24 protein-coding genes are annotated in these 24,607 nt (G+C 65.1%); 15 read left to right on the forward strand and 9 right to left on the reverse strand.

All coding sequences use genetic code 11. From position 1 onward, the window contains the following. Nucleotides 1-157 precede the first annotated feature (157 nt). From ispH to rnhA, 3 genes are read left to right on the forward strand one after another with little or no spacing between them, the layout of a single operon-like run. The gene (ispH, locus tag WN72_RS04510; protein WP_027561412.1) at nt 158-1,126 is read left to right on the forward strand and encodes a 4-hydroxy-3-methylbut-2-enyl diphosphate reductase; all 969 of its coding nucleotides are present in this window, start codon (nt 158-160) and stop codon (nt 1,124-1,126) included. A gap of 6 nt (nt 1,127-1,132) precedes the next feature. Beyond that, complete coding sequence (locus tag WN72_RS04515) at nt 1,133-2,116, forward strand: homoserine kinase (RefSeq protein ID WP_027561411.1); 984 nt, start codon at nt 1,133-1,135, stop codon at nt 2,114-2,116. Continuing rightward, a complete protein-coding gene (gene rnhA / locus WN72_RS04520) occupies nt 2,113-2,577 on the forward strand; it encodes a ribonuclease HI (protein WP_027561410.1) in 465 nt (154 codons plus the stop codon). Before WN72_RS04515 ends, rnhA begins: the two co-directional genes overlap by 4 nt. Before the next feature lie 370 nt (nt 2,578-2,947). Here the strand turns inward: rnhA and WN72_RS04525 are convergent, their stop codons facing one another. The 6 genes from WN72_RS04525 to WN72_RS04550 form a co-directional block, all read right to left on the reverse strand. Then, nucleotides 2,948-3,433: a peroxiredoxin gene (locus WN72_RS04525; RefSeq protein WP_008543132.1), complete on the reverse strand. Its 486-nt coding sequence runs from the start codon at nt 3,431-3,433 to the stop codon at nt 2,948-2,950. A 120-nt stretch (nt 3,434-3,553) separates the two neighbouring features. Next, on the reverse strand, nt 3,554-4,108 hold the full coding sequence (locus WN72_RS04530) for a DUF924 family protein (protein ID WP_092217995.1): 555 nt from the start codon (nt 4,106-4,108) through the stop codon (nt 3,554-3,556). A 16-nt stretch (nt 4,109-4,124) separates the two neighbouring features. After that, entirely contained in the window at nt 4,125-5,810 is a 1,686-nt protein-coding gene (locus WN72_RS04535; RefSeq protein ID WP_027561408.1) for a long-chain fatty acid--CoA ligase, read from the reverse strand. A gap of 193 nt (nt 5,811-6,003) precedes the next feature. After that, nucleotides 6,004-7,467 carry a D-alanyl-D-alanine carboxypeptidase family protein gene (locus WN72_RS04540; RefSeq protein WP_092217996.1) on the reverse strand — a complete coding sequence of 488 codons (1,464 nt, stop codon included), beginning with the start codon at nt 7,465-7,467 and terminating at the stop codon, nt 6,004-6,006. Between the two features lie 176 nt (nt 7,468-7,643). Beyond that, complete coding sequence (locus WN72_RS04545; RefSeq protein ID WP_027561406.1) at nt 7,644-9,440, reverse strand: glucan ABC transporter ATP-binding protein/ permease; 1,797 nt, start codon at nt 9,438-9,440, stop codon at nt 7,644-7,646. A gap of 84 nt (nt 9,441-9,524) precedes the next feature. After that, nucleotides 9,525-10,586: an ABC transporter substrate-binding protein gene (locus WN72_RS04550; RefSeq protein WP_092217997.1), complete on the reverse strand. Its 1,062-nt coding sequence runs from the start codon at nt 10,584-10,586 to the stop codon at nt 9,525-9,527. 226 nt (nt 10,587-10,812) lie between these two features. Between WN72_RS04550 and WN72_RS04555 the strand changes: the two genes are divergently transcribed. The 7 genes from WN72_RS04555 to WN72_RS04585 all read left to right on the forward strand — a co-directional run bounded on the left by WN72_RS04555 (nt 10,813) and on the right by WN72_RS04585 (nt 16,524). After that, a complete protein-coding gene (locus tag WN72_RS04555) occupies nt 10,813-11,184 on the forward strand; it encodes a hypothetical protein (RefSeq protein WP_027561404.1) in 372 nt (123 codons plus the stop codon). A gap of 116 nt (nt 11,185-11,300) precedes the next feature. After that, on the forward strand, nt 11,301-11,705 hold the full coding sequence (gene hisE, locus WN72_RS04560) for a phosphoribosyl-ATP diphosphatase (RefSeq protein ID WP_027561403.1): 405 nt from the start codon (nt 11,301-11,303) through the stop codon (nt 11,703-11,705). Between the two features lie 45 nt (nt 11,706-11,750). Next, complete coding sequence (locus WN72_RS04565) at nt 11,751-12,353, forward strand: YqaA family protein (protein ID WP_084334586.1); 603 nt, start codon at nt 11,751-11,753, stop codon at nt 12,351-12,353. 46 nt (nt 12,354-12,399) lie between these two features. Then, on the forward strand, nt 12,400-12,930 hold the full coding sequence (locus WN72_RS04570) for a hypothetical protein (RefSeq protein ID WP_027561401.1): 531 nt from the start codon (nt 12,400-12,402) through the stop codon (nt 12,928-12,930). Nucleotides 12,931-12,961: 31 nt separating this feature from the next. Then, nucleotides 12,962-14,362: an aspartate ammonia-lyase gene (locus tag WN72_RS04575; RefSeq protein ID WP_092217998.1), complete on the forward strand. Its 1,401-nt coding sequence runs from the start codon at nt 12,962-12,964 to the stop codon at nt 14,360-14,362. A gap of 182 nt (nt 14,363-14,544) precedes the next feature. Continuing rightward, nucleotides 14,545-15,513: an NAD(P)H-dependent flavin oxidoreductase gene (locus WN72_RS04580; protein ID WP_027561399.1), complete on the forward strand. Its 969-nt coding sequence runs from the start codon at nt 14,545-14,547 to the stop codon at nt 15,511-15,513. Nucleotides 15,514-15,750: 237 nt separating this feature from the next. Continuing rightward, nucleotides 15,751-16,524 (forward strand): thioesterase family protein, encoded by a 774-nt coding sequence (locus WN72_RS04585; RefSeq protein WP_092217999.1) that lies wholly within the window; start codon nt 15,751-15,753, stop codon nt 16,522-16,524. Between the two features lie 329 nt (nt 16,525-16,853). On the opposite strand, the gene WN72_RS04590 is transcribed toward WN72_RS04585, so the two are convergent. Further along, the gene (locus WN72_RS04590; RefSeq protein WP_092218000.1) at nt 16,854-18,416 is read right to left on the reverse strand and encodes an AMP-binding protein; all 1,563 of its coding nucleotides are present in this window, start codon (nt 18,414-18,416) and stop codon (nt 16,854-16,856) included. Nucleotides 18,417-18,522: 106 nt separating this feature from the next. Here WN72_RS04590 and WN72_RS04595 point away from each other — a divergent pair, with 106 nt between their 5' ends. The 4 genes from WN72_RS04595 (at nt 18,523) to WN72_RS04610 (ending at nt 21,622) form a co-directional block, all read left to right on the forward strand. Beyond that, entirely contained in the window at nt 18,523-19,488 is a 966-nt protein-coding gene (locus tag WN72_RS04595) for an NAD(P)H-dependent flavin oxidoreductase (protein ID WP_092218001.1), read from the forward strand. 248 nt (nt 19,489-19,736) lie between these two features. Then, the gene (locus WN72_RS04600) at nt 19,737-19,985 is read left to right on the forward strand and encodes a hypothetical protein (protein WP_027561395.1); all 249 of its coding nucleotides are present in this window, start codon (nt 19,737-19,739) and stop codon (nt 19,983-19,985) included. Between the two features lie 134 nt (nt 19,986-20,119). Further along, nucleotides 20,120-20,833, forward strand: coding sequence for a hypothetical protein (locus tag WN72_RS04605; protein WP_027561394.1), 714 nt, complete (start codon nt 20,120-20,122; stop codon nt 20,831-20,833). Nucleotides 20,834-20,908: 75 nt separating this feature from the next. Further along, a complete protein-coding gene (locus WN72_RS04610) occupies nt 20,909-21,622 on the forward strand; it encodes a hypothetical protein (RefSeq protein WP_092218002.1) in 714 nt (237 codons plus the stop codon). A 210-nt stretch (nt 21,623-21,832) separates the two neighbouring features. Here the strand turns inward: WN72_RS04610 and WN72_RS04615 are convergent, their stop codons facing one another. Together WN72_RS04615 and WN72_RS04620 are read right to left on the reverse strand one after the other, a co-directional pair. Then, entirely contained in the window at nt 21,833-23,245 is a 1,413-nt protein-coding gene (locus tag WN72_RS04615; RefSeq protein WP_194482981.1) for an RlpA-like double-psi beta-barrel domain-containing protein, read from the reverse strand. A gap of 435 nt (nt 23,246-23,680) precedes the next feature. Further along, complete coding sequence (locus WN72_RS04620; RefSeq protein WP_027561392.1) at nt 23,681-23,905, reverse strand: cysteine rich repeat-containing protein; 225 nt, start codon at nt 23,903-23,905, stop codon at nt 23,681-23,683. Between the two features lie 237 nt (nt 23,906-24,142). Between WN72_RS04620 and WN72_RS04625 the strand changes: the two genes are divergently transcribed. Continuing rightward, nucleotides 24,143-24,433 (forward strand): hypothetical protein, encoded by a 291-nt coding sequence (locus tag WN72_RS04625; RefSeq protein ID WP_027561391.1) that lies wholly within the window; start codon nt 24,143-24,145, stop codon nt 24,431-24,433. Nucleotides 24,434-24,607 lie beyond the last annotated feature (174 nt).

The following is a 24,607-nucleotide window of genomic DNA, read 5'->3' on the forward strand; positions in this document are numbered from 1 at the left end:
TGGTTCTGCTATAGATAGTGCCTTGACAGCGCCCGAAAGGGGGCCCAATTCCCTTTGCAGACCCGGTAAAGTCCAAGCAAACCCTTTTTAGCCCTTTCCAGCCATCGACCGCCCCCGCCAGAAGGCGAAACGGGTGATTCGGTCCCGAGATCGCTCAATGTCAGCCAAACCAGACCTCAAGATCGTGCTTTGTTCTCCCCGCGGCTTCTGCGCCGGGGTGGTCCGGGCGATCGATACCGTGGAACGGGCGCTCGATAAGTACGGCGCTCCCGTCTATGTTCGCCATGAGATTGTGCACAACAAGTACGTCGTCGATGGGTTGAAGAAGAAGGGCGCCATCTTCGTCGAGGAGCTGGCCGAAATCCCCGAAAACACCACCGCGCCGGTCGTGTTCTCGGCCCATGGCGTCCCCAAGTCGGTTCCGGCCGACGCCCAATCCCGCAACCTGTTCTCGCTGGATGCGACCTGCCCGCTGGTGACCAAGGTGCATCGCGAGGCTGCGATCCACTTCAAGCGCGGCCGCGAGATCTTCCTGATCGGCCATTCGCATCATCCCGAGGTGGTCGGCACGCTTGGCCAGCTGCCGACCGGCGCCGTTACCCTGATCGAGACCGCCGAGGACGCCAAGACCATCAGTCCGAAGGACCCAAACAACCTCGCCTTCGTGACCCAGACCACGCTGTCGATCGACGATACCGCCGAGATCGTGGCGCTGCTCAAGGAGCGCTTCCCGAACATCAACGGCCCGCACAAGGAAGACATCTGCTACGCCACCACCAACCGCCAGCTCGCGGTGAAGAAGGTGGCGCCGGTGGTTGACGCGCTGATCGTTGTCGGTGCGCCCAATTCGTCGAACTCGCAGCGCCTGCGCGAGGTCGCGGAGCGCGAGGGCTGCAAGATCGCCGTGCTGGCGCAGCGCGCCGCCGACATCGACTGGGACAAGTTCGGCAACATCTCGAGCCTTGGCATCACCGCGGGCGCGTCCGCGCCGGAAGTGATCGTCGAGGAGATCATGGACGCCTTCGCCGAGCGCTACACGCTGCATGTGGAGACGGTCTCGGCCGCGGAAGAGAACGAGTTCTTCCCGCTGCCGCGTCAGGTGCGCCCCGAAGCCGCCGCTGAGTAGACTTTTATGGCGGTCTACACCGACGTTGCCGCCGACGAGCTTGCGGATTTCCTGAAGCAATACGATCTCGGCGAATTGCTCTCCTACAAGGGCATCGCCGAGGGCGTAGAGAATTCCAACTTCCTGCTGCACACGAGCAAAGGCTCGTTCATCCTCACGCTCTATGAGAAGCGCGTGGCGAAGAACGATCTGCCGTTCTTCCTCGCGCTGATGACGCATCTGGCCGAGCACGGCGTGACCTGTCCGCTGCCGGTGAAGGCCAAAGACGGAGAGGCGTTGCGTGAGCTGTCGGGGCGCCCCGCCGCGATCATCACCTTTCTCGAAGGCGTCTGGCCGCGCAAGCCGAACGCTGCGCATTGCGCCGGCGTCGGCGAGGGGCTCGCCAGGATGCATCTGGCCGGCGCGAATTTCGCGATCAAGCGCGCCAATGCGCTCTCGGTTGCGGGCTGGCGGCCGTTGTTTGACGCGGCGGCAAGTCGCGCCGACGAGGTGCAGCCGGGCCTGCGCAGCTTCCTTGCCACCGAGCTCGACCATCTCTCGAGTGGCGTATGGCCGACCGATCTGCCCGAGGGCGTGATCCACGCTGACCTCTTCAACGACAACGTCTTCTTTCTCGGCGACAAGCTCTCGGGGATCATCGACTTCACCTTCGCCTGCAACGACATGCTGGCCTATGACGTCGCGATCTGCCTCAACGCCTGGTGCTTCGAGCCGGATCATTCCTTCAACGTCACCAAGGCGCGCGCTTTCCTCAATGCCTATGGCCGGGTGCGAAAGCTGAGCGAAGCCGAGGAGGCCGCGTTGCCGCTGCTGGCGCGGGGCGCTGCGATCCGCTTCCTGCTGACGCGGCTGGTGGACTGGCTCAACGTGCCGCCGGGCGCGCTGGTCAAGCCGAAGGATCCGCTGGAATATTTTCGCAAGCTGCGCTTCCACCAGAGTGTTTCCGGCGTGCGCGATTACGGGCTGATGCCGTCAGGACTGGTTGCGTGAGCGAAAAGCCCGTTGTCACGATCTATACTGACGGTGCCTGCTCGGGAAATCCGGGGCCCGGCGGCTGGGGTGCGATCCTGAAGTTCGGCGACAAGGAGAAAGAGCTGAACGGCGGCGAGCGCCATACCACCAACAACCAGATGGAATTGATGGCGGCGATCTCCGCGCTCGAAGCGCTGAAGAAGCCGTGCACCGTCGATCTCTACACCGACAGCCAGTATGTCCGGCAGGGCATCACCGGGTGGATCCACGGTTGGAAGCGCAACGGCTGGCGCACCGCCGACAAGAAGCCGGTCAAGAATGTCGAGCTATGGCAGCGCCTCGATGCGGCCTTGAAGCAGCACGACGTCCGCTGGCACTGGGTCAAGGGCCATGCCGGCCATCCCGAGAACGAGCGGGCGGATCAGCTCGCGCGGGACGGAATCGTCAAGGCGCGGTTGCAGCAGCGGGTGGGGGAGTAGTGCTCCGTCATTCCGGGGCGGTGCGTAGCACCGAACCCGGAATCTCGAGATTCTCTGGTGCGCAATTGCGCACCTGAGTTCGCCTCTACGAGGCGCCCCGGAATGACATAAATCTCAGGTCTCGTAGGGTGGGCAAAGCGAAGCGTGCCCACGGCTTTCTTCCATCTGGAAAAGAAGGTGGGCACGGCGCTGACGCGCCTTTGCCTACCCTACGGCACCGCCTCATTCTTAACTGTCATCGCCCGCGAAGGCGGGCGATCCAGTATTCCAGAGGCGGTTGTGATTGAGCGGAGAGGCCTCGGCGTACTGGATGCCCCGGTCAAGCCGGGGCATGACAGTGTCATTTGTGGCTAAGAACGGCGCCTAAAGCTTACAGCTGTCCCAGCAGCGTATCGCCGCCGGAGACCTCGACCTTGCCGGGCATCGCCTCGAGGTTCAGCTTCTTGACCACGCCGTCCTCGACCAGCATCGAATAGCGCTTGGAGCGGATGCCGAGGCCGTTGGCGGAGGCATCGAGCTCCATGCCGATCGCCTTGGCGAACTCGGCATTGCCGTCGGCGAGGAAGATGGCCTCGTCGCGCTGGTCGGTGTCGCGCTTCCAGGCGTTCATCACGAAGGCGTCGTTGACGGAGACGATGGCGATGGTGTCGACGCCCTTGTCCTTCATGGCGTAGGCGTTGAGGAAGATACTCGGCAGATGCATCTTGTGGCAGGTGCCGGTATAGGCGCCGGGCACGGCGAACAGCGCCACCTTCTTGCCCTTGAAGATGTCGTCGGTGGTCTTCACCTGCGGGCCTTCCGCCGTCATCACGCGGAATTTCGCCTCGGGCAGCTTGTCGCCAGTCTGGATCGCCATCGTCAGTCTCCCTGAAAATCGGTCCCGCTTTTTAGACCGTGGCGCTGGCCTGCACAATATTGCCGGCAAGGGAAGTGATGCGCAAAGCCGCGGGGGCGGCCGCCCTTCACCGCGATGTCATCAACCGGCAAAACCGCCGCTGTCGAGGAAGGCCTGCTCCTCCGCGGTGGTGTCGCGGCCGAGGAGGGGGTTGCGGTGGGGAAAGCGGCCGAACCGCTGGATGATGTCGGCGTGCAGGCGGGCGTATTTCAGGTTTTCGGCATTGTCGGTGTTTTCAAACAGCGCGACGCAATGCAGCTGATCGGGCAGGTGCTCGGAATGCATGAAGGGCAGATAGAGGAATTCAAGCAGGATCGGATCGACCCTTTTGTCGACGCCGCCCGCGATGGCGCGGCGGGCGACCTCGCGCGCCAGCGCGTCGCTGGCGAAGGCTTCGCGTGTGCCGCGAAACATGTTGCGGGGAAACTGGTCGAGCACGATGACCAGCGCGAGCGCGCCGTCGTCGCTGTCTTCCCATGACGCCAGCTCGCCGGCGAGGGCCTTCTGCCATAGCGGGAGAAAGCGGCGCCTGACCTCGGCGTCGAACGCATCGCTGTGCTCGTACCAGCGCTCTCGGCCGGCTTCGCGCCAGAAGGCGAGAATGCCGGCCGGCGTGTTGTCGCTCACGTCGGTCATGAAGCAGCGATGCGGCTCACGCCGCCTCGGCCTTCTTCTCGTCGCGCAGCTGCCGGCGCAGGATCTTGCCGACATTGGTCTTCGGCAGGTCGGTGCGGAATTCGATGTGCTTGGGCACCTTGTATCCGGTGAGCTGCTCCTGGCAGAACCTGATGACGTCCTCCGCCGTGAGGTTCGGGTCCTTCTTGACCACGAAGGCCTTCACCGCCTCGCCCGACTTGGAATCGGGGATGCCGATCACGGCGCATTCGAGCACGCCGGGATGGCTCGCGATCACTTCCTCGATCTCGTTCGGATAGACGTTGAAGCCGGAGACCAGGATCATGTCCTTCTTGCGGTCGACGATCTTGGTGTAGCCCCTCTCGTCCATCACGCCGATGTCGCCGGTGCGGAAATAGCCGTCGGCGGTCATCACCTTGGCGGTCTCCTCCGGCCTGTTCCAGTAGCCCGACATCACCTGCGGGCCCTTGGCGCAGATCTCACCGGGCTGGCCGAGCGGGACTTCGTTGCCATCGTCGTCGCGGATCGAGATCCAGGTCGAGGGCACGGGGATGCCGATCGATCCCGAGAACTCGGTCGTGGTTGCCGGATTGCAGGTCAGCGTCGGCGAGGTCTCCGACAGGCCGTAACCTTCGGCGATGAAGCAGCCGGTCACCGCCTTCCACTGCTCGGCCACCGGGCGCTGCACCGCCATGCCGCCGCCGTTGGAGATCTTCAGCTTGGAGAAGTCGAGCTTCTTGAAATCAGGGTGGTGCATCAGCCCGTTGTAGAGCGTGTTCACCGCCGGGAAGCTGTTGACCTGGTATTTTGCGAGCTCCTTGACGAAGCCGGCGATGTCGCGCGGGTTCGGGATCAGCAGGTTACAGCCGCCGGCGCGCACCGCGAGCAGGTAGCACGCCGTCAGCGCGAAGATGTGATAGAGCGGCAGCGCGCACACGATCATCAGCTGCTCGACATGCGGCGGCTGCGCCAGCGCCGGCTGGAGCCAGGCATCGTTCTGCAAGACGTTGGCGACGATGTTGCGGTGAAGCAGCGTGGCGCCCTTGGAGACGCCGGTGGTGCCGCCGGTATATTGCAGGAAGGCGACGTCGCCGGGCGAGAGCTTCGGCTTGTTGAAGGTCAGGCTGCGGCCGGTCGCGAGCGCGTCGTTGAAGGACACCGCGCCCGGCAGCGAGAAGGCCGGCACCATCTTCTTGACGCGGCGGACGACGAGATTGACGATCATGCCCTTGAAGCCGAGCAGATCGCCCATGCTGCCGACGATGACATGCTTCACCGGCGTTTTCGTGATCACCTGCTCGACGGTGTGGGCAAAGTTCTCCAGCACGATGATGGCTTCGGCGCCGGAATCCTTGAGCTGATGCTCGAGCTCGCGCGGGGTGTAGAGCGGGTTGACGTTGACCACCGCGTAGCCGGCGCGCAGCACGGCCGCAGTCGCGACCGGATATTGCAGCACGTTCGGCATCATGATCGCGACGCGGGCGCCGCGCTGCAGGCCGCGGCCCTGCAGGTAAGCGGCGAGCGCCAGCGACATCTGGTCCAGGTCGCGATAGCTGATCGACTTGTCCATGCAGATGAACGCCTTGCGGTCGGCGAACTTGGTGAAGCTCTCCTCCAGGAGGTCGACCAGCGATGCGTATTGCGTCGGCTCGATATCGGCGGGCACGCCGGGCGGGTATTGCTTGAGCCAGATGCGCTCCATGGAAACTCCCCTCTCTTACGCCTGAGCCCGTTGTGTCTCGGGCTTGCCTCATTGCCGGCAGTATCGAGCCTGCCGGAACGGGTGGCAAGCCGTCGTGGCTTAGGGCAAAGGCCGGGGAGTGGCTACTGGAATCGTCGCAAACCGCGCTCCCGCAACTGCGAAGCGCAGGCTGTGATTTAAGTCCGAGGCGGCGTTAACTGTTGTTGGCCGGCTTGGCGGCAGCAGGCTTGGTCGCGGCCTTGGGCTTGGCGGGCTTTGCCGCCGCTTCGCCGCTTACGGGCTTCTCGGCAGGTTTCGCCGCTGCATCTGGTTTCGCCGCGGCATGCCTGGCGGCCGGCTTGGCTGCGGTCTTGCCGTCGCCCTTCGCATTGTTCTTCGCATCGGGCTTGGCCGCCGCTGTCTTCGGCTCCTTCGGCTTGTCCGCGGGTTTGTCGGCGGCGTCAGGCTTCTTGGCGACGCGCGACTTCTTGCCACGCGCTTTGGGCGTCGCCTGCTGGTCGGCATCGGCGGCCACCGCCGCGATGAGGGCCGTGCCGGTGCGGGTCGGGCCGGTATAGACCAGCACGGGCTCGGCCGCCGCGGGAGCGGTGGCCATCAGCTCGGAGGCCTTCATCAGCGGCGGCTGGAGGCCGGCCGTGAAGAAGGTGACCTGGGCTTCGCCGCCGGTGGCCGAGGCCGATCCGCTCGTGCCGCCATTGGTGGCGATCAGCGCATCGTCGTCGTCGCTCGCCGGGCGCTTGCGATGGCCGCCGCACATCTCCTCGCGCAGGTTCGGCGGCGAAGCGTCGACCGGCACCAGCTTGTCGACGGTGCCGAGCGAGGGGCGAAGCCAGGTGAGATTGTCCTGGCTGAAGCCACGCTCGAGCAGCTGCGCCGCCTTCACCGCGCGCGCGGTGCCGGAGTTGGCGCCGAGCACGACCGCGATCAGCCGGCGGCCGTTGCGCGTGGCGGATGCCACGAGATTGTAGCCGGAGGCGCAGATGAAGCCGGTCTTGAAACCGTCGGCGCCGGGATAGCGGCCGATCAGCTTGTTGAAATTGCCGGTGATGCGCTTGCCGAAGCGGATCGCCGGGATGTGCACGAAGTATTCGTATTCGGGCAGGTCGCGCAGGAACGAGCGCGCGAGAATGCCGAGGTCGCGCGCGGAGGTGATCTGGCCGTCGGCGGGCAGGCCGTTCGGATTGACGTAGCTCGTCTGCGTCATGCCGAGCCGCTGCGCGGTGTCGTTCATCATCGCCGAGAAGCCGTCGATCGAGCCGCCGACGCCTTCGGCGAGCACCACGGCCATGTCGTTCGCCGACTTGACCATCATCATCTTCAGCGCGTTGTCGACGGTGAGCTGCGTTCCCGGACGGAACCCCATCTTCGACGGCGACTGCGAGGCGGCCGTCGGCGACACCGTGAGCAGCGTGTCGAGCGTGAGCCTGCCGTCCTTCACCGCCTTCAGCGTCACATAGGCCGTCATGATCTTGGTGACGGAGGCCGGATACCACGGAATGGTCGCGTTCTCCGCCTGGAGCACCTTGCCGCTGTCGGCTTCGATCAGCAGCAGCGCTTCGGCACTCGCCGCGCGCGGCGCGAGCAGTGCGGCGCATGCGAGCGTCGCAGCGAACAGGCTGAACAGGGATTTGCGAAGCAGCGGGCGAATGGCGTGCACTATCCGATTCCGGTCCTTGGAGACCCGCCTGATACGGCCGGCTCTCGTGATCTGACGTTCGGTTCTGAAATCCGGCGCCGCCGCTTGCGGCGTCGCAAACCTATACCGGCTGGTGCGGCGAGAATAGGGGGATCGGTGCGGTATTCCGCAATGAAATAGGCCGAATTTCGACGGTCCTATGGGGACTTGACCGCAGTCGCGGCAGTCTCGCCCGCCGTCACGCTGGCCCGTGCGTTTTCCTGAACCATGAACTGCGCCCTGGCGAGCTCGGCGAAATGGCCGCCTTTGGCCACGAGTTCATCGAAAGTTCCGCTTTCGATCACGCGGCCATTCTCGAACACCAGGATCCGTGTTGCATTGCGGATGGTCGACAGACGATGGGCGATCACGAAGGTGGTGCGGCCCTTCATCACTTCGTCGAGAGCGGCATTCACCTTGGCCTCGGTGACGGCGTCGAGCGCGCTGGTCGCCTCGTCCAGGATCAGGATCGGCGGATCCTTCAGCAGCGCGCGGGCAATCGAGAGGCGCTGGCGCTCGCCGCCAGAGAGCATGCGGCCGCGCTCGCCGGCATTGGTCTCGAAGCCGCCGCTGCGCTCGATGAACTCGATCGCCTGTGCGCGCTCCGCGGCCTTGCGCATCTCGGCTTCGGTCGCATCCGGCTTGCCGACGCGAAGATTCTCCGCGATCGAGCGGTTGAACAGCAGCGCTTCCTGGAACACGACACCGATGTTCCGCCGCAGCGAGGTCAGCGTCACGCCGCGCACATCCATGCCGTCGATCCTGATGAAGCCGGATTGCGGGTCGAAGGCGCGATGCAAGAGCGCGATGGCGGTGGACTTGCCGGCACCGGTCGGGCCGACCAGCGCGATGGTCTGGCCGGGCAACGCCGTGAAGGAGAGGTCCTCGATCGCCGGGCGCTTGCCGTCATAGGAGAAGGTGACGTCGTTGAACTCGACGAGGCCGGAGAGCCGCCCCGCGTCGATCGCATCGGGGCGGTCGTGCACCGCGGGCACCGCATCGAGCACGCCGAAGAATTCGCGCAGGCGCGGCGCTTCCATGAAGACGCTGTTGATGAAGCTCACGACCTGCTCGAGCTTCTGGATCAGCAGCGTCGCAAAGCTCACGAACATCACGATCTCGCCGACCGAGGTCAGGCCCTGGTCGTGCAGCGCGATGCCGAGCGTGAAGATCGCGAGCACCGTGATGGTGGTGGAGGCTCGCGTGATGACGGTGACGAGCGCCCACCACGACAGCACCGGCATCTGCGCCGCCAGCAGCTCGTCGGCGACCGAGCGCAACCCCTTCACCTCGGATTCGACGCGGACGAAGCTCTGCACCAGCGCGACATTGCCGAGCGCGTCGGAGGCGCGCGCGGAGAGCTCGCTATAGTGCTCCTCGACCGCCATCTGCATGCCGAAGGTCTTGCGCACCACGAAGGTCGTCAGCGCGGTGAAGACGACGCAGAGCACGAACAGCAGGATCGCCAGCCGCCAGTTCAGATAGAGCGAGAGCGGCAGCAGCACGACGACCGACAGGATCGCAGCAAAATGCTCGCGGAAGAAGCCGAGCCAAAGCCGCCACAGCGCGTCGGTGCCGTTGAGCATCACCTTCATCAGCCGGCCCGAATGGGTGCCGGAGTGGAAGGTCAGCGGCAGTTGCAAAATGTGCTCGAAATAGCTGGTCAGCACCGCCTGGCGCTGGCGGTGGGAGAGCCGGTCGGCTTGCAATGCGACGAGCGCGTTGCAGGCGATGGTGAACAGCCCGAACGCCACCCAGGCACCCAGGAACGGCCAGGCCGAGTTGGAGCCGGCCACCGTCTTGCCGGAGAGCACGTCGACGATGCGGCCGAACAGCACCGGCTCGGCGAATTGCGAGGCCGCGAGCAGGAGATTGGCGACCGCCAGCAGCCAGCCGAGCCGCGCTTCCTTGCCGAGCAGTTCCAGAACACGGGTGTAGAGACGGAATATGGACATGCGGGCAAGCAACTCGGACGGCTGATGGAGCCGCATTTTAAGCAGGGATCGCCCGCGAGATACAGCGGAAGCTTGCGGTTTTGCTCAGTTGACGAGCCGGCTTGCGACCGGCGGAAGGAACCGGTCGTCGAAGATGTCGGCGGCCGCCGGGCGTTTGCGGAATTTGAAATCCTGCGCGATCTGGTCGATCGAGCGCTCCAGACGCGCCGGGTCGATGCCGCCGAGGCCGTTGCGCCTGACCTCGTCGGTCAGGATGTTGTCGGCGAGCACGGTGCGCAGGCGCTCGAGCTCGAGGTCGCGGTCGCCGTCGTCGATGCGGCTTGCGGCCTCATCCGCCGCACGCGCCGGCTCCTTGACGGTGGCGTGGATGCCCGCGATCAAGGCGCGAACGAATCCCTTCACCGCGTCGGGCTTCGCCGCGGCGAAAGCGGGATTGGCCACCACGGCAAAACCGTAGGCCTCGCAGCCATAGTCGGCAAAGCGCAGCACGACGAGATCGCTGCCGGGCACGCCGCGGTCGCGCAGATTCACCGCAGAGAGATGGCTGAAGCCGGCCACGGCATCGACCTGGCCTGCGGAGAGGATCGGCTCACGCACGGCAGCGCTGATCTTGTGGAATTTCACGTGCGAGGTGTTGATGCCGTTCCGCTGCGCCAGCGCGGGCCACAGCCGCATCGACAGATCGCTCTCGGCAACGCCGACGGTCTTGCTGTCGAGATCGGACAGCACATGGATGCCGCGACTCCGCCGCGCAACGATGGCGTAAGGCGCGCGGTTGAACAGCACGAACACCGCCTTGACCGGCGCCGCATCGTCCTTGTCGCGAAAGCGGATCAGCTCGTTGATGTCGACAAGCGCGAGCTCGCTGTCGCCCTTGGCGACGCGCGCGAGCGCCTCCGGCGATCCGGCGGCGCTGTTGAAGGAAACGTTGAGACGTTCGGCACTGAGGCCGCCGTCCTTTGCGGCCAGGAAGAACGGCGCCATGCTCGCATCGATCGGGCGATCGAACGTGAAGTGGATCGCAGTGGACGGTGCGGCGGTATCGGCCGCCGCGACCTCGCGTGCAGGCAGAGCGGCGAGCGAGATTGCGAGGGCGAGCACAAGGGCCGGCAGGCGGCAAAGGGCGATCGTCTTGAATCCAGACATCAGTGGCGCCGGTCCCGCATTGTTATGATTTCGTGACGCTTGCAGCGCCGGCTGGCGGGCAGTCTGTCAACGCCAACATGAACGGCGGATGAGCGGAGGTTGCGTCACGATTACGCAACCCCGTTCAGCTTGTGTTGGGGTTGGGGAACCCAACATGGATGCGGGTGTTTGAGAGACATGAGCCTGTCTCAAGGCACCATTGAAGGTCCCAAGGAGGGTCCAGGACATGTTTGACAGATTTTCCAAGTTTGGCGGCCGCAAGGCAGTCCTTGCCACGGCCGCAGTACTGGCGTTGACCGCTGCCGCCCCGACCGCCTCCTATGCAGGCGGCCGCCATTGGCATGGCGGCGGCGGCGCGGCCTTCGCCGGCGCGGCCATTGCAGGCGCCATCGGCACCGGCCTTGCGATCGCCGCGAGCCGTGACGCCTACGCCTATGACTACGGTCCAGGCTATGGCTATTACGGCGGTCCGGCCTATTACAGTGCCCCTGCCTATGGCCCCTATTACGGTCCGGGCCCCAACTACCAGTACCAGCGCTATGGCGGCTCGGCGCCGTCGGAGCTCTGCGGCCAGGGCTATGTCCAGAACTGCTACTGACCTTGGCTACCAAAGGTTGACCACAACCGGCCGTCGCGGCGCCGCGACGGCCGGTTTTTTGCTTTTGCTGCCGTACGTTAACGCGCTCGCCACCGGTTTAGAGTATTTTCGCGTACATGAGTGATTCGCTTGAGCGGCTATATCTGGCTGTGCTCGCGGCCAGGGACCTTGATCCGGCAACATCGCGCACCGCGCGGCTGTTTCAGCGCGGCCCCTCCAAAATGGCTAAGAAGCTGGCCGAAGAGGCTATCGAAGTCGTGATCGACGCGGTTAACGGCGATAGCGAAGCCGTGGTCCGCGAGAGCGCCGACCTGCTCTACAACCTGACCGTGCTCTGGGCCTCCGCCGGTGTGCGCCCCGATGACGTCTGGCGCGAGATGGCGCGGCGGGAAGACATGCTCGGCATCGCCGAGAAGCTGCCGAAGTCGCCGATGAAACTGCCCAAGGTCGCGTCACCGCGCATCTCGGCGCGGCGGCCAATTGTCGCCCTGGAAGGGCGGGCGGGGCGCAAGCGCCACTAGGGCGTCACAAATCGCTCAAAAACTCGCGATGGACAAATCCGTCCCATGGTGCTTCATCGCGGCGCCATGCTGAAACGTATCTACGACTGGTGCATCGACGCCGCCCACAAGCCCTACGCGCTCTGGATCATGGGAGCCGTGGCTTTCGCAGAAAGCTCGTTCTTTCCGGTTCCGCCGGACGTGATGCTGATCCCGATGTCGCTGGCGCGCCCGCAGCGCGCCTGGGTCTATGCCGCGGTCTGTACCGTCACCTCCGTGCTCGGCGGCCTGCTCGGCTACGCCATCGGCGCGCTGCTGTTCGACTCGGTCGGCCACTGGCTGATCCAGGTCTATGGCCTCGGCGACAAGGTCGAAGCCTTCCGCGCCTCCTATGCGGAATGGGGCGCCGTGATCATCCTGCTCAAGGGCCTGACGCCGATCCCCTACAAGCTCGTCACCATCACTTCGGGCTTTGCCGGCTATAGTCTCATTCTCTTCATCCTGTGCTCGATCGTCGCGCGCGGCGGCCGCTTCTTCATCGTGGCGATCCTGCTCAACCGCTACGGTGACTGGATCCGGCACAAGCTCGAGGAGCATCTCGGATTGTGGGTGGCGATCGGCGCCGCCGTGCTGGTGCTCGGCTTCGTGGTGGCGGTCAAATTGATCTGACCCGCAACGCTTTGCCGCTGCGCCGGCTTCGGCTACGGTTGCCCTCATGATGGTTCGATCCGGCAATCCGGCTGTGAGATTCGGGACGACGACTTCAGCAGTGCTGCTGATCCTGCTCGGCGGCAGCGAGACGGGATGGCCGCAATCCGCCCCTCCCTCGCTCGGTCTCCAGGAGCAGGGACCGCAGGCCGCGCCGCCGCCGTCGACGCCTACCCCGCCGACGCGCGAGGAAAATCCCGGCCTGATCAACGAAATGGGCAAGCTGTTCGACAAGCTGCCCTCGATCCTGCCGCCGATCAAAAGCCCGAGCGAGACCATGAGCGACCTGTCGCGGCTGGCAACGCCCTCGACCATGGTCTCCGGGCGCGTGGCGTGCCCGGTCTCGTCCAACGGCGCGCCCGACTGCAAGCTTGCCGCCGACCAGCTCTGCCGGACCAAGGGCTACAAGGAAGGCAAGAGCATCAACGCCGACTCCGCCGAAAAATGCTCGGCCAAGGTTCTGATTCCGGGCCGGCAACGCAAACCTGACGATTGCCGCACCGACACTTTCGTGACCAGCGCGCTATGCCAGAACTGATGCGGTGACGCGCGAGCAGCTAGGAGCGCCCATGAGCCGTACGGAGCAGGACTTCCTCGGACAGCGTGAGATCGCCGACGACATCTATTACGGCGTCCAGACCATCCGGGGTAAGGAGAATTTCCACATCACCGGCATTCCGATGAACCAGGAGCCTTACTTCGTGAAGGCGCTTGGTTATGTGAAGAAGGCCGCGGCGATGGCCAACCGCGATCTCGGCGCGATCGACGCCAAGGTGGCCGACGCGATCATCCTCGCCTGCGACCGCGTCATCGCCGGCGACATGATGAACCAGTTCGTCACCGACTTCATCCAGGGCGGCGCCGGCACCTCGACCAACATGAATGCCAACGAGGTCATCGCGAACCTCGCGCTGGAGTCGCTCGGCTTCAACAAGGGCGACTATCAGCACGTCAGCCCCAACGATCACGTCAATTACGGCCAGTCCACCAACGACACCTATCCGACCGCGTTCCGGCTGGCGCTGATCCTGCGGCTCGAGAGCTACATGACGGCGCTGCGCCAACTCCAGGAGGCCTTCTTCGCCAAGGGCCGCGAATTCGACCGCGTGCTGAAGATGGGCCGTACGCATCTCCAGGACGCTGTGCCGATGTCGCTCGGGGCCGAATTCCGGGGATGGGGCACCACGATCGGCGAGGAGGTCGACCGCATCTCGGAAGCACGCGCGCTGCTGCGCGAGATCAATCTCGGCGCCACCGCGATCGGCACCTCCGTGACCGCGGCAGTCGGCTATCCCAAGCTCGCGGTCCGGCATCTGAGCGCGCTGACCGGCGTCGATTTCATCCTCGCCGGCGATCTCGTGGAAGCGACCTCCGACACCGGCGCCTATGTGCAGCTCTCCGGCGTGCTCAAGCGCACCGCGAGCAAGCTGACGAAGATCTGCAACGACATCCGCCTGCTCGCCTCGGGCCCGCGCGCCGGCTTCAACGAGATCAACCTGCCGCAGCTTCAGCCGGGCTCCTCGATCATGCCGGGCAAGGTCAATCCCGTGATCCCCGAGGTCGTCAACCAGACCAGCTTCCTCGTCATCGGCCTCGACACCACGGTGACGCTGGCGGCCTCCGCCGGCCAGCTCCAGCTCAACGTGATGGAGCCGGTGATCTCGTTCGCGCTGTTCTTCTCGATCCGCACCATGGAGCGTGCAGTGAACAGCCTGCGCGAGAACTGCGTCGTCGGCATCACCGCCAATGAAGACCACACCCGCAACATGGTGCTGAATTCGCTCGGCATCGTCACGGTGCTGAAGCCGCTGCTCGGCTACAAGCAATGCGCCGAGATCGCGCGCGAGGGCTACAAAAGCGGCAAGTCGCTGCACCAGATCGTGGTGACCGAACGCAAGCTGCTGACGCAGGAGAAGTGGGACGAGATGTTCTCGTTCGAGCGGCTGATCAATCCGGATTTGATCGGGTAGGCGCCGTCATTCCGGGGCGCGCGAGGCGCGAACCCGGAATGACGGCGGACGAATTCCGCGCGTTGGAATTGCGGTAACTGCATCCGCCGCGGCTGCAAAACGCAATACTTGACAGTGGAAAGATTGCCTTGTTGGTATGGCTCCCAGCTTCCATTTGACCGTCACAAGAGGACCGTTCCGCAATGTCCATGCCCGCCCTGTTCAAGGGGCGCCTGTCGATCCCCGTGATCGGCTCGCCGCTCTTCATCATCTCGGTGCCCGATCTCGTGATCGCGCAGTGCAAGGCGGGCGTGGTCGGCTCGTTCCCGGCGCTCAATGCGCGGCCGCCGGAGCTGCTCGACGAATGGCTGGCGCGGATCACCGAAGAGCTTGCGGCCTATGACCGTGCTCATCCCGACAAGCCGTCGGCGCCGTTCGCGGTCAACCAGATCGTGCACAAGTCGAACAACCGGCTCGACCACGACATGCAGCTCTGCGCCAAGTACAAGGTGCCGATGATCATCTCCTCGCTCGGCGCGCGCGAGGAGCTCAACCAGGCCGTCCACGGCTGGGGCGGCATCGTCTTCCACGACGTGATCAACCAGAAATTCGCCCACAAGGCGATCGAGAAGGGTGCCGACGGCCTGATCCTGGTCGCGGCCGGCGCCGGCGGCCATGCCGGCACCATCTCGCCGCTGGCTTTCGTCGCTGAGACGCGCAAATGGTTCGACGGCCCGATCGCGCTGTCGGGCGCGATCGGCAACGGCAAGGCGATCCGCGCTGCGCGCATCCTGGGGGCCGACTTCGCCTATATCGGCTCGGCCTTCATCGCCACCAAGGAAGCCAACGCGGTCGAGAAGTACAAGGAGATGATCGCAGGCTCGACTGCCGACGACATCGTCTATTCCAACCTCTTCACCGGCGTGCACGGCAACTATCTGAAGCCGTCGATCCTCGCGGCCGGCATGGATCCGGAAAACCTGCCGACCTCCGATCCCTCCAAGATGAATTTCGGCACCGACGCCTCCGGAGAGCGCGCCAAGCCAAAGGCCTGGAAGGAAATCTGGGGCTCGGGCCAGGGCATCGGCAGCATCGAGGGCGTCGTGCCCGCGGCCGAGCTGATCGCGCGCTTCAAGAAGGAATACGACGAGGCGATCGACCCGCCGTTGTGATGTAGGCCATCGCCCCACATCTCTCTCATCCGTCGTCCCGGACAAGCGTAGCTCTCGACAACGCGTAGCGTTGTCTAGAGCGGAGCGCCGATCCGGGACCCATAACCCCAGGGAGGAGTTTGGCGAAGGCTCGTGGTTACCGGTCTTGCGCTACAACTTCTCCCTGGGGTTATGGGTCCCTGCCTTCGCGGGGACGACACCGGTTGCTGCGCGCCGAGTTTGCTCCACGGAGACACGATGACCGCCATCTACCGCGTCGACGGCGACAACGTCGTCACCAGCCCGGACGCTGCCGGTCCCTGGGACCGGCGCATGCAGCACGGCTCGGCGCCGGCCTCGCTGGTGACGTGGGCGGCCGAGCGCATCCCGACGCCCGTGCCCATGAACATCGCGCGCGTCACCATCGATTTGATGCGTCCCGTGCCGGTGGCGCCGCTCACCATCGTAACCGAGGTTTTGCGCGAGGGCCGCAAGATCCAGCTCTGCGAAGTGAAGCTTCTGGCTGACGGCGTACAGGTCGTGGGTGCCACCGTGCTCAAGATCAAGGCCCAGGCGCAGGCACTGCCGGATGGCGTCAAGGAGCTGCCGGTCACGCTGCCGTCGCCGGAGGATTCGCTGGTCGAGGACGGTCACGCCGCCACCAGCCCGTTCGTGCGATCGGTCTCGATGCGCGCCGCGCGCGGCCGCTTCGGCCAGGCCGGCGCCGGCGCGATCTGGTTTCGCGTCGACCATCCTCTGATCGAGGGCGAAGCGATCTCGCAGGCCATGCGCGCCGTGGTCGCCGCCGACTTCTCCAACGGCACTGCCTCGACGCTCGACTTCCGCGCCTGGACCTACATCAATGCCGACCTGACGGTGAGCTTCGCGCGCCAGCCGGTCGGGGAGTGGATCCTGCTCGACGGCGAATCCTGGATTGGCCCTGACGGTGCTGGGCTCGCGATGTCGCGGCTGGCGGATCGGCAGGGCTATTTCGGCCGCGCCGTGCAAAGCCTGGTGATCGAGAAGCGGTGAAATGACGGCAAGCGCGCCATGGTTGCACCTGGCGCCGATTGAACGGCAGACTTCCGCCGCCGCGGAAGGGATGCTCGGCATCCTGCCAGTTCATATTCCGTAGAAGATCTTGATCTCCCACAGCACCACGACGATAGCCGTGATCAACGTGATCGCGGCGACTGCACTTTCCAGGGAAGCGACTCTCATGCGTTACTCCGCTTCCCAGCCCCGTCAGCTGGTCTAGGTGATTCCCTGATTCGCGGGCAATCGGGTCGGCATTGCCGGCGCACACTCCGTTGCGCGCTGTGGTGTCGGAGCCACAATGACCACCGTAAAATCCCGGGGATTTACCCCACCATCCGGTCCCGCCCGCTCCAAAACCCCGCGCGCAGCACCTTCTTGTCGACCTTGCCGACGCCGGTCATCGGCAGCTGCTTGACGAACTGGATCTGTTTCGGCGCATGCGCGGAGCCTTTTCGCGCCCGCACCATGTTGATCAGCTCGTCCGGATCGGGCCTGACGCCCTCGCGCGGCACGATGATTGCGGTGACGGCCTCGCCCCATTTCTCGTCGGGGACGCCGACCACCGCGACCATCGCGACATCGGCGTGTTGGGAGAGCACGTCCTCGACCTCGCGCGGAAAGATGTTGAAGCCGCCGGTGACGATCATGTCCTTCTTGCGGTCGAGGATGAACATGTAGCCGCGCTCGTCCTTGCGCGCGACGTCGCCGGTGTGCACCCAGCCGTTCTTCAGCGTCTCGGCGGTGATGTCAGGGCGCTTCCAGTATTCCGCCATCACATGCGGCGCGCGCACGCAGATCTCGCCGGCCTCGCCCGTCTCCACCTCGTTGTCGTTGTCGTCGAGGATCCTGACCTCACAGGCTGAGATCGGGAAGCCGCAGGACGAAAACAGCTCCGGCGTCCTGGGATCGTGATCGGCCTTGCGCAGCACCGAGACCGGGTAGCATTCGGTCTGGCCGTAGAGCTGCGAGAACACCGGTCCGATGCGTTCGATGCCTTCGACCAGCCGGCTCGGCGACATCGCGGAGGCGCCGTAGAGCACGAGCTCGAGCGAGGAGAGGTCGGTCCTGCTCAGTGCGGGATGATCGAGCAGCACATAGATCATGGTCGGCACGAACAGGGTAAAATTGATGCGCTCGCGCGCGATCGTCGCCAGCACGGCTTCGGGATCGAAGCCCTTCAGCATGTGCACGGTGCCGCCGCGCATCAGCGTCGGCAGCACCTTCGTACCGGCGACGTGGCTGATCGGCGCGACGGTGAGATAGCGCGCGGCATCGGGGATCTCGAAGTCGGCGAGGATCGCGGCGGCAGCTCCGGCGTTCTCGCGATGGTAGCGCAGCGCGCCCTTGGATTTGCCCGTGGTGCCGCCGGTGTAGTTCAGCGTGGAGAGATCATCGAGACCTGCGAGGCACTGTGCGCTGACATGTCCAGCGCTCTCGATCGCCGCCAGCAGATCGACGCCGTATTCGGCCGGCCCCATGGTGAAGACGGCCTTGAGCCGGGCAGCTTGCGCGGCGAGCTCGCCGCCGCGATCGCGGAAGGCGGCGGCATCTACCACCAGGACTTCGGCTTCCGAATCCTCGAGCTGGAATAGCTGGTCGCTCTGCGATCCCAGCGGGTGCAGCCATGTGATGCAGCACCGCGACAATTGCGCGGCGACACCGGCGCACCACGTATCGGCGCGGTTCGCGGTCAGGAAGGCAACGCGCGCACCTCGCTGCAAGCCGAGCCGCATGAACACGCCCTGGATGCGTCCGATCAGGTCGATGGTGCCTTGATAGCTCAGCGATCCGCCGGGCCAGGCGAATGCCGTGCGGCCAGGGTAGCGCGCCAATGCCCGTAGCGTCTGCGCGCAAGTCGGGGACGATGCGTGGAGCTGATCGGACATATGTTTCCTCGTTGTCTTGTCATTGGCTTCTCGCGTGCCAATGTTTGCGCAACGCTAGCACAGAGAAGGCGGGATGGAACGGCAAAGCCCGTGCAAGGAGGCGTGAGTGACATCCGATCGACTGCAACTCTTTCGTGATCGCCTCGCGCTGCCCTTGATTGCAGCGCCGATGTTTCTGGTGTCGGGCGTCGAGCTCATGGTCGCGGCCTGTCGCAATGGCGTGATCGGCAGCTTTCCCACCGTGAATTGCCGCAGCACGGAACAACTTGATACGTGGTTCAGCGAGATCGAAGCGCGGCTGCTGCAGCACGAACGACAGGCCGGCCGCAAGGCAGCGCCGCTCTGCCCGAACCTGATCGTGCACCGCTCCAATGCGCGGCTGGAACAGGATCTCGCCGTGCTGCTGAAGCACAAGCCTGAAATCGTCATCACATCGGTCGGCTCGCCCGAGCCGGTGTTGAAGCCGCTGCACGATGCGGGCGCACTGGTACTGGCGGATGTTGCCTCGATCCGTCACGCCGAACGCGCAGCGGAAGCTGGTGCCGACGGTCTCGTGCTGCTCACCGCGGGCGCAGGGGGGCAGACTGGCTGGCTCAACCCGTTCGCCTTCGTCCGCGCGGTGCGCTCGTTCTACGATGGCATCATCGTGCTCGCGGGCGGCATCAGCGACGGCCAAGCGCTGCATGCAGCCGAAGTGCTCGGCTGCGATCTCGGCTACATGGGCACGAAGTTCATCGCGACGCGCGAGAGCATGGCGGACGACCGCCACAAGCAGATGCTGGTCGAGAGCAGCGCCGACGACATCCTGCTGACCACCGCGTTCACTGGCCTTCAGACCAGCATGCTGAAGCCGTCGATCGCCGCCGCCGGTCTTGACCCCAATGATCTGCCGGCGCGCGGCGCGATCGACATCGGCAAGGACATCGACGTCGCAGCGCGTGAGAACCGGCCCAAACGCTGGCGCGATATCTGGAGCGGCGGGCATTCGACGTCGGGCGTGACCGACGTGCCGGCGGCCAGCGATCTCGTTGCGCGGACCATCGCGGAATACCGCGAAGCGGTTGGGCGGTAAGCTCTTCGCCTCTCCCCGCGTGCGGCGGGTGAGGGGGAGCCTCCGCGAGGGCAGCTGTTACCGCGATTGTGGAGACAGCCCCTCACCCCACCCTCTCCCCGTAAGAACGGGGAGAGGGAGAGGAGGCGCCAGCGCATCCGTCACAGTTAATCCCGCATATCTCCGGCCCGGCCCACTTAACGGCAGATTAACCAAGCCCCGCCAAGAATCCCCTCACGGCCGCCAATCAGGACCGAGAGGGACAGGCGATGGACTTCGATTTTCTCAACAGCAAGACAGCCGCGACGCTGGACGAGATCCGCATCCGCGTCGCCCACGCGCTGGCCCGCCACCCGCTGTGCCGAAACGTGCGGTTCGACATCGTCAGCGTTCCCCGCACCCGTCGCGGCGGCAACTGGACGGTGACGCTGCAATCGGTCGAACCGCGCGCGGTGTGGGAGGCCTCCGAGATCGTCGCCGACATCCAGGACGCCTACGACCTGTCGGCAGCTGCCTGATTTCCTTGGCCTTTTCGGGAAATGTCGTCGCAGGCATGCTGATTGTCGCAGCGACGGCACACTCGAGCCTTATTTCGCGCCCTTTTTCCGGGCATCCCTAACAAACTCGTGAAGCGATCGTTCCGGAGAGACGTTTGTCCAGAGCCATCACCATCGTCGTGCTGACCTGTTTCCTCGTCCTCGGCGCCGCCACCACCGCCATTCTCGGCCGCGACAGCGTGCCCAGCGTCAGTGCCGAGATGATCGCGCAGACGCCTCCGCCCAAGCCGCTCGCGACCAATCGCGCTGCCAAGGCCGACCGCCTGGTTCCGACGCTGGCACTGGCCTCGGCTGCAATCGACCCGGTTCAGGTGCCGGCCGACAAGCTTTCGCAGGCGCCCGTGCTGACCGAGCCGCTGCGCCAGGCCTTTGCCGCTGCCACGCCGTCGGATTTTCCGATGCCCAAGGCAAGCGCGCACCAGGCGCCCGCCGCCGCCGAGATTCCCGCCGTCGAGGTCCCGGCCAAGCCGAAGGTCGTCGCCAAGCCGCAGCCGCAGAAATCCTATTCGCTGCTGTCCGACGTTCAGATCTCGGGCATCAAGGACCGCCTGAAGCTGTCGTCGTCGCAGGAATATTACTGGCCCTCGGTCGAGACCGCACTGCGCAACGTCGCCCGCAAGATCCAGGCGAACAAGCTGTCAAATCCGAACGCACCGCCCAGCGCGCAGATCGATCCGAATTGCGACGAGGTCCAGCAGTTGAAGTCGGCCGCGATGCCGTTGCTGTTCCAGCTGCGTGACGACCAGAAGGAAGAAGTGCGCAAGCTCGCCCGCCTCATCGGGCTCGAGAAGGTCGCGCAGCAGATCTGAGGCGCGGTTCCCCGCCGATATCAGGAACATCCGGCAATCCTCATGCGTTGCCCGCTCGAAACAGGGAGTGGGCCAATGCGCGCCTCGACAGCTTATTTCGTCGGTGCCGGAACGATCGTTGCCGCCATCGCCATTGGCCTCGGCGGCGGCATCGTCGCCGGCAACATCATGAATCCGATCGCGCCGAAGCAGGGGGCGGACGCCAGCAAGATGGCGCAGCGCGCTGCAGCCGCCGCACCAGACAACACGCCCGCGACCACCAATGCACCGTCCGAGCGCGTTCAATACCTCACCGGCTCGCAAGCCTTCGGAGCGATGGTTGCCGCGCCCGCGCAGGCGCAGGACGAAGCCAAGTCTGCGACCAAGTCCGAGACGCAGACCACTCAGGCGAGCGCCGAACCGGCGGCTCCGCGGCCTTCGCAAGCCGCCGCAGTCGAGCCGCCCAAGGAGCAAGCCAAGCCGGCACCTGCATCATCTCCGCAGGGCGCAAAACCTGCCGAGCAGCAGGCGTCGACGGAGCCGTCCTCCTCACCTGACAATGCCTATGCCAAGGCCAAAGATTCCGACATGAAGCGCGCCGCCTCGGAGCGGCGCCGGGCGGAGCGCCGTGAGCGCTGGGCCGAGCGCCGTCACTCCGAATCCCGTGAACCGCGCGGCATGCGCGACCGCACCGATTGGGACGATGTCGCGCGCAACATCCGCGAAGATTCCGACGCGCGCGATTATACGAACCGTCCGCGCAGTGGCGTCCCGCAGATCAGGCTGTTCGGGTCCGACGACGATGATTAGCGCCTGAGACGTCTGCCCCGCCGCCGCGCGCGTTAACCCAAGACCGCCAGCGCGGTGGGCGCTGCGACAGAGTGCCTCGATTCTTTCCAACTACCTTCGGTTGTTGTACGCTCCGGCCGTTTCAGGCTCGAGGCAATTTATTATGTTGGCGCGATTTCCCGTGGTCGTTGCCAGTGCGCCGGGGTAGCCAGATCGCGGGTCCGCCGCGCCCTATTTCGGCGACTGCGATAAAGGGACGTTGCCCTGCGTCCATTTCTCGACCTTGCCGAGAATGCCCCACAGCGTCATGGCGATGAAGATCGGCACACCGATCTGCGGCACCAGGGCCAAGCCCCCAGCCGCGGCCGGGAGGGCCGCACCGGCCGCCATGCCCGCACCGCCGAACAAGCTCGAGGAGCCGATGATCGGCGCCAGCCACGACGCGAGGGTGCCGAAGAGTCCGATCGCAGTCTTCTTGCCGTTGAGGAGCTCACCGATCGTCTGCCCCAGCGCGCCGTTGACCTGGCCAAGTTGCGGAATCTGCTTGGTGACCTGCGGCAGGACGAGCTTGAGGATCTCGTCGATGAGCTGCTTGGTCGGATCGGCAGGATCGAGAGCCGGCGCGGGCGCCGGGGGGACCACCGGGCCGGGCGCTGCGTTCTGGCCCTGTGCGACTTTGAGCAGCAGCTGGATAATCGCACTGATATCGTTGGCTGGAAGCGGCATCTTGATGGCTCCGTCCTTCACGAATTTCTGCAGCAAGGCGACAATTGGCAGCATGGCCTGGGCATTCGGTTGCGGGCCCTGAGCGGCTCCCACGAATTCCCAATCGACCACGCCCTTGCCCGGGATGCTGATCGCGCGCGCGGCGCCCGGCGTGAGGTCGATGCCGGCGCCGTTGGTCCGCCGTCCCCTCATGTCGGTCCCGGATTCGGCCTGCGGTCTTGCGCCTTTCTCCCAATAGGGGTCGTTGATGTTCCACGGCCCGACATCGACGATGTTGCAGACGACGGATTTTCCGCTCGCCCTGTTGGTGACCCGCACCTGAGGCCGCGGTCCCGCGAAGCGGAATGGCAGCGCGACGCCGAGCTCCACATCGTCGATGCGGTGGCCGTCATAGGCGCTCTTCTCGTCCTGATCGGCGCTGCCACCGAACACGGTCGCGGTGATGTTCGCGCAACGGCTGCCGCCAAGCGTCACGGTCTCGGGAATGATCTTGGCACGCCGCATCAGGTTGGCGTCGATCTGCCATGGCGACGTGTCGTCATAGAGCGTCGGCGTGTCCATGACGGAAACATGGACATGATGCGTGTGGGCGTTGGCGCCGTTGTAGGGACGCCATTGCCAGGGCGAAACGACGCTCGAGGCGATCCGGCGATTGGAGATGATGTACTTGATGCGCTTGTCCTGCGACTGGCGCAGCGCTTCGGCGATATCGCCTGCGTCGACGCCGTGGGCCGGATCATGGCTGATGTCCAACGCGGTCACCACACCATTGGCGTCAGGGTTGTGATCGGACTTGCGCGCCTGATGGGATGTGTCGCCGAGCATCCCGTCGCTCGATTTGTCGCGTCCGGGCGCCATGTCGTTGACCTGCTTGAGCAGGACTTCAAGGCTCTTGGCGGGCCGCCAATTGATACTCATTGGAGCGCTCCAAATTTCAAAGCACAAATGGTCCGCGATCGCGGCCTTCAACCAGGCCAGATCAGGTCGATAAAAATTCCCGATTGCCGCGAAAGGTGCGGGCCGGGCGACAATGCGTGCGTGTAACCCGTCTAAACTGGCGTGCAATCTTTCGTTGTGCAAGATGCGGGAACGCGAAATCTCGGGCGCTGAGGCGACCTGCGACAGTGCGGCGCGGAGGTGGGGCCGTCCGGGCGCCGTCCCAAAAATGGACACGTGCGGGAGCCGCCGGCGATCTTGCCGTGCGGCCCGCCTTCAAGGGCTGCATTGCAGCCCGCACAAGCCGGGCCAAGCCGGCGACAATCGGGCCCTGCGTCGAAGGGCGCTCATGTCGCGAGCTGCTTGCGCGCTGCCTTCTTTCACGCGGAAAGACGGCAGCGCAGTTCGCGTCGACGACTATCCGCCGTGCGATTCCACCACCTTGCGGCAGCTGTCGGAGAGCTTCGACTTGTTCTCGCGCAGGCAGGCATTCATCTGCGGCGGCTTGCCGATATGCTCGGCGCAGAATTTGCTGGCGTCGCTGCGGCAGGCCATCTGCTCCTGCGGTGTCGGACCGGATTGCGCTGCGGCGGGCAGGGCGGTGGCGGCGAGCAGCAGCGCGGCAAGAACCGAAATCTTCATAAAGCACCTCTTTTGGGATTGTCGTTGGTCCCGCCTGGGATCAAGCGGGCCGGACCATCTCGCGAAGCCGCGCGCGCGGTCCATGCCATGTTCATGGCATCGGCTCGCGCTGATCGCCGCCGCACCCCCATCTTCATGGCATGTATCCGTGCGCCGTCTTTTGCCATTCACAGCTTCACGTCGGCTGCGAAACCCGGTGATTGCATCGGGACGCCGAACGCGAACGAGGAGAGCAAGATGTCGAAAAAAGCGGGAGCGCTGAGCGCCGGGCTGACGGTGATGATGCTGGCGGGTGCGGCAACGGTCGCGCTGGGCACGAGCCCGGCGCAGGCGGTGGTGTATTGCAAGACGGTCGGCGTGCCCAAGGGCTGCGTGGTGCGGCCGACCGCGGCGGTGGTGGTCGCGCCCGGGGCCCCGGTTGCCGCGGCAGCGGTGGCAACGCCCGGGGTCGGCGCGCCCGGCGTTGGCGTTCGCGCAGGCACGCCGATGAACCGCGGCGGTCCGGTCAATCGCGTCGGCGTGCGCTGAGCGTTTTCTTCACCTCGCCCCGCTTGCGGGGAGAGGTCGAATTCGAGCTACGCTCGAATTCGGGTGAGGGGGACTCTCCACGAGTTCAGCTGTCACTGCCCTTGCGGAGACTCCCCCTCACCCCGCCCCTCTCCCCGAGAGGGAGAAGATATCGGGCAACGGAGCCCTGCGGAC

Source organism: Bradyrhizobium arachidis, assembly GCF_015291705.1.
Classification (GTDB): Bacteria; Pseudomonadota; Alphaproteobacteria; order Rhizobiales; family Xanthobacteraceae; genus Bradyrhizobium; species Bradyrhizobium arachidis.

Bases quoted from the DNA above. Each gene is read 5' to 3' on its own strand.
- ispH (WP_027561412.1), top strand. From the start codon at position 158: ATGTCAGCCAAACCAGACCTCAAGATCGTGCTTTGTTCTCCCCGCGGC.
- WN72_RS04515 (WP_027561411.1), top strand. From the start codon at position 1,133: ATGGCGGTCTACACCGACGTTGCCGCCGACGAGCTTGCGGATTTCCTG.
- WN72_RS04525 (WP_008543132.1), bottom strand. From the start codon at position 3,433: ATGGCGATCCAGACTGGCGACAAGCTGCCCGAGGCGAAATTCCGCGTG.
- WN72_RS04530 (WP_092217995.1), bottom strand. From the start codon at position 4,108: ATGACCGACGTGAGCGACAACACGCCGGCCGGCATTCTCGCCTTCTGG.
- WN72_RS04535 (WP_027561408.1), bottom strand. From the start codon at position 5,810: ATGGAGCGCATCTGGCTCAAGCAATACCCGCCCGGCGTGCCCGCCGAT.
- WN72_RS04545 (WP_027561406.1), bottom strand. From the start codon at position 9,440: ATGTCCATATTCCGTCTCTACACCCGTGTTCTGGAACTGCTCGGCAAG.
- WN72_RS04550 (WP_092217997.1), bottom strand. From the start codon at position 10,586: ATGTCTGGATTCAAGACGATCGCCCTTTGCCGCCTGCCGGCCCTTGTG.
- WN72_RS04555 (WP_027561404.1), top strand. From the start codon at position 10,813: ATGTTTGACAGATTTTCCAAGTTTGGCGGCCGCAAGGCAGTCCTTGCC.
- hisE (WP_027561403.1), top strand. From the start codon at position 11,301: ATGAGTGATTCGCTTGAGCGGCTATATCTGGCTGTGCTCGCGGCCAGG.
- WN72_RS04565 (WP_084334586.1), top strand. From the start codon at position 11,751: ATGGTGCTTCATCGCGGCGCCATGCTGAAACGTATCTACGACTGGTGC.
- WN72_RS04570 (WP_027561401.1), top strand. From the start codon at position 12,400: ATGATGGTTCGATCCGGCAATCCGGCTGTGAGATTCGGGACGACGACT.
- WN72_RS04575 (WP_092217998.1), top strand. From the start codon at position 12,962: ATGAGCCGTACGGAGCAGGACTTCCTCGGACAGCGTGAGATCGCCGAC.
- WN72_RS04580 (WP_027561399.1), top strand. From the start codon at position 14,545: ATGTCCATGCCCGCCCTGTTCAAGGGGCGCCTGTCGATCCCCGTGATC.
- WN72_RS04585 (WP_092217999.1), top strand. From the start codon at position 15,751: ATGACCGCCATCTACCGCGTCGACGGCGACAACGTCGTCACCAGCCCG.
- WN72_RS04590 (WP_092218000.1), bottom strand. From the start codon at position 18,416: ATGTCCGATCAGCTCCACGCATCGTCCCCGACTTGCGCGCAGACGCTA.
- WN72_RS04600 (WP_027561395.1), top strand. From the start codon at position 19,737: ATGGACTTCGATTTTCTCAACAGCAAGACAGCCGCGACGCTGGACGAG.
- WN72_RS04610 (WP_092218002.1), top strand. From the start codon at position 20,909: ATGCGCGCCTCGACAGCTTATTTCGTCGGTGCCGGAACGATCGTTGCC.
- WN72_RS04615 (WP_194482981.1), bottom strand. From the start codon at position 23,245: ATGAGTATCAATTGGCGGCCCGCCAAGAGCCTTGAAGTCCTGCTCAAG.
- WN72_RS04620 (WP_027561392.1), bottom strand. From the start codon at position 23,905: ATGAAGATTTCGGTTCTTGCCGCGCTGCTGCTCGCCGCCACCGCCCTG.
- WN72_RS04625 (WP_027561391.1), top strand. From the start codon at position 24,143: ATGTCGAAAAAAGCGGGAGCGCTGAGCGCCGGGCTGACGGTGATGATG.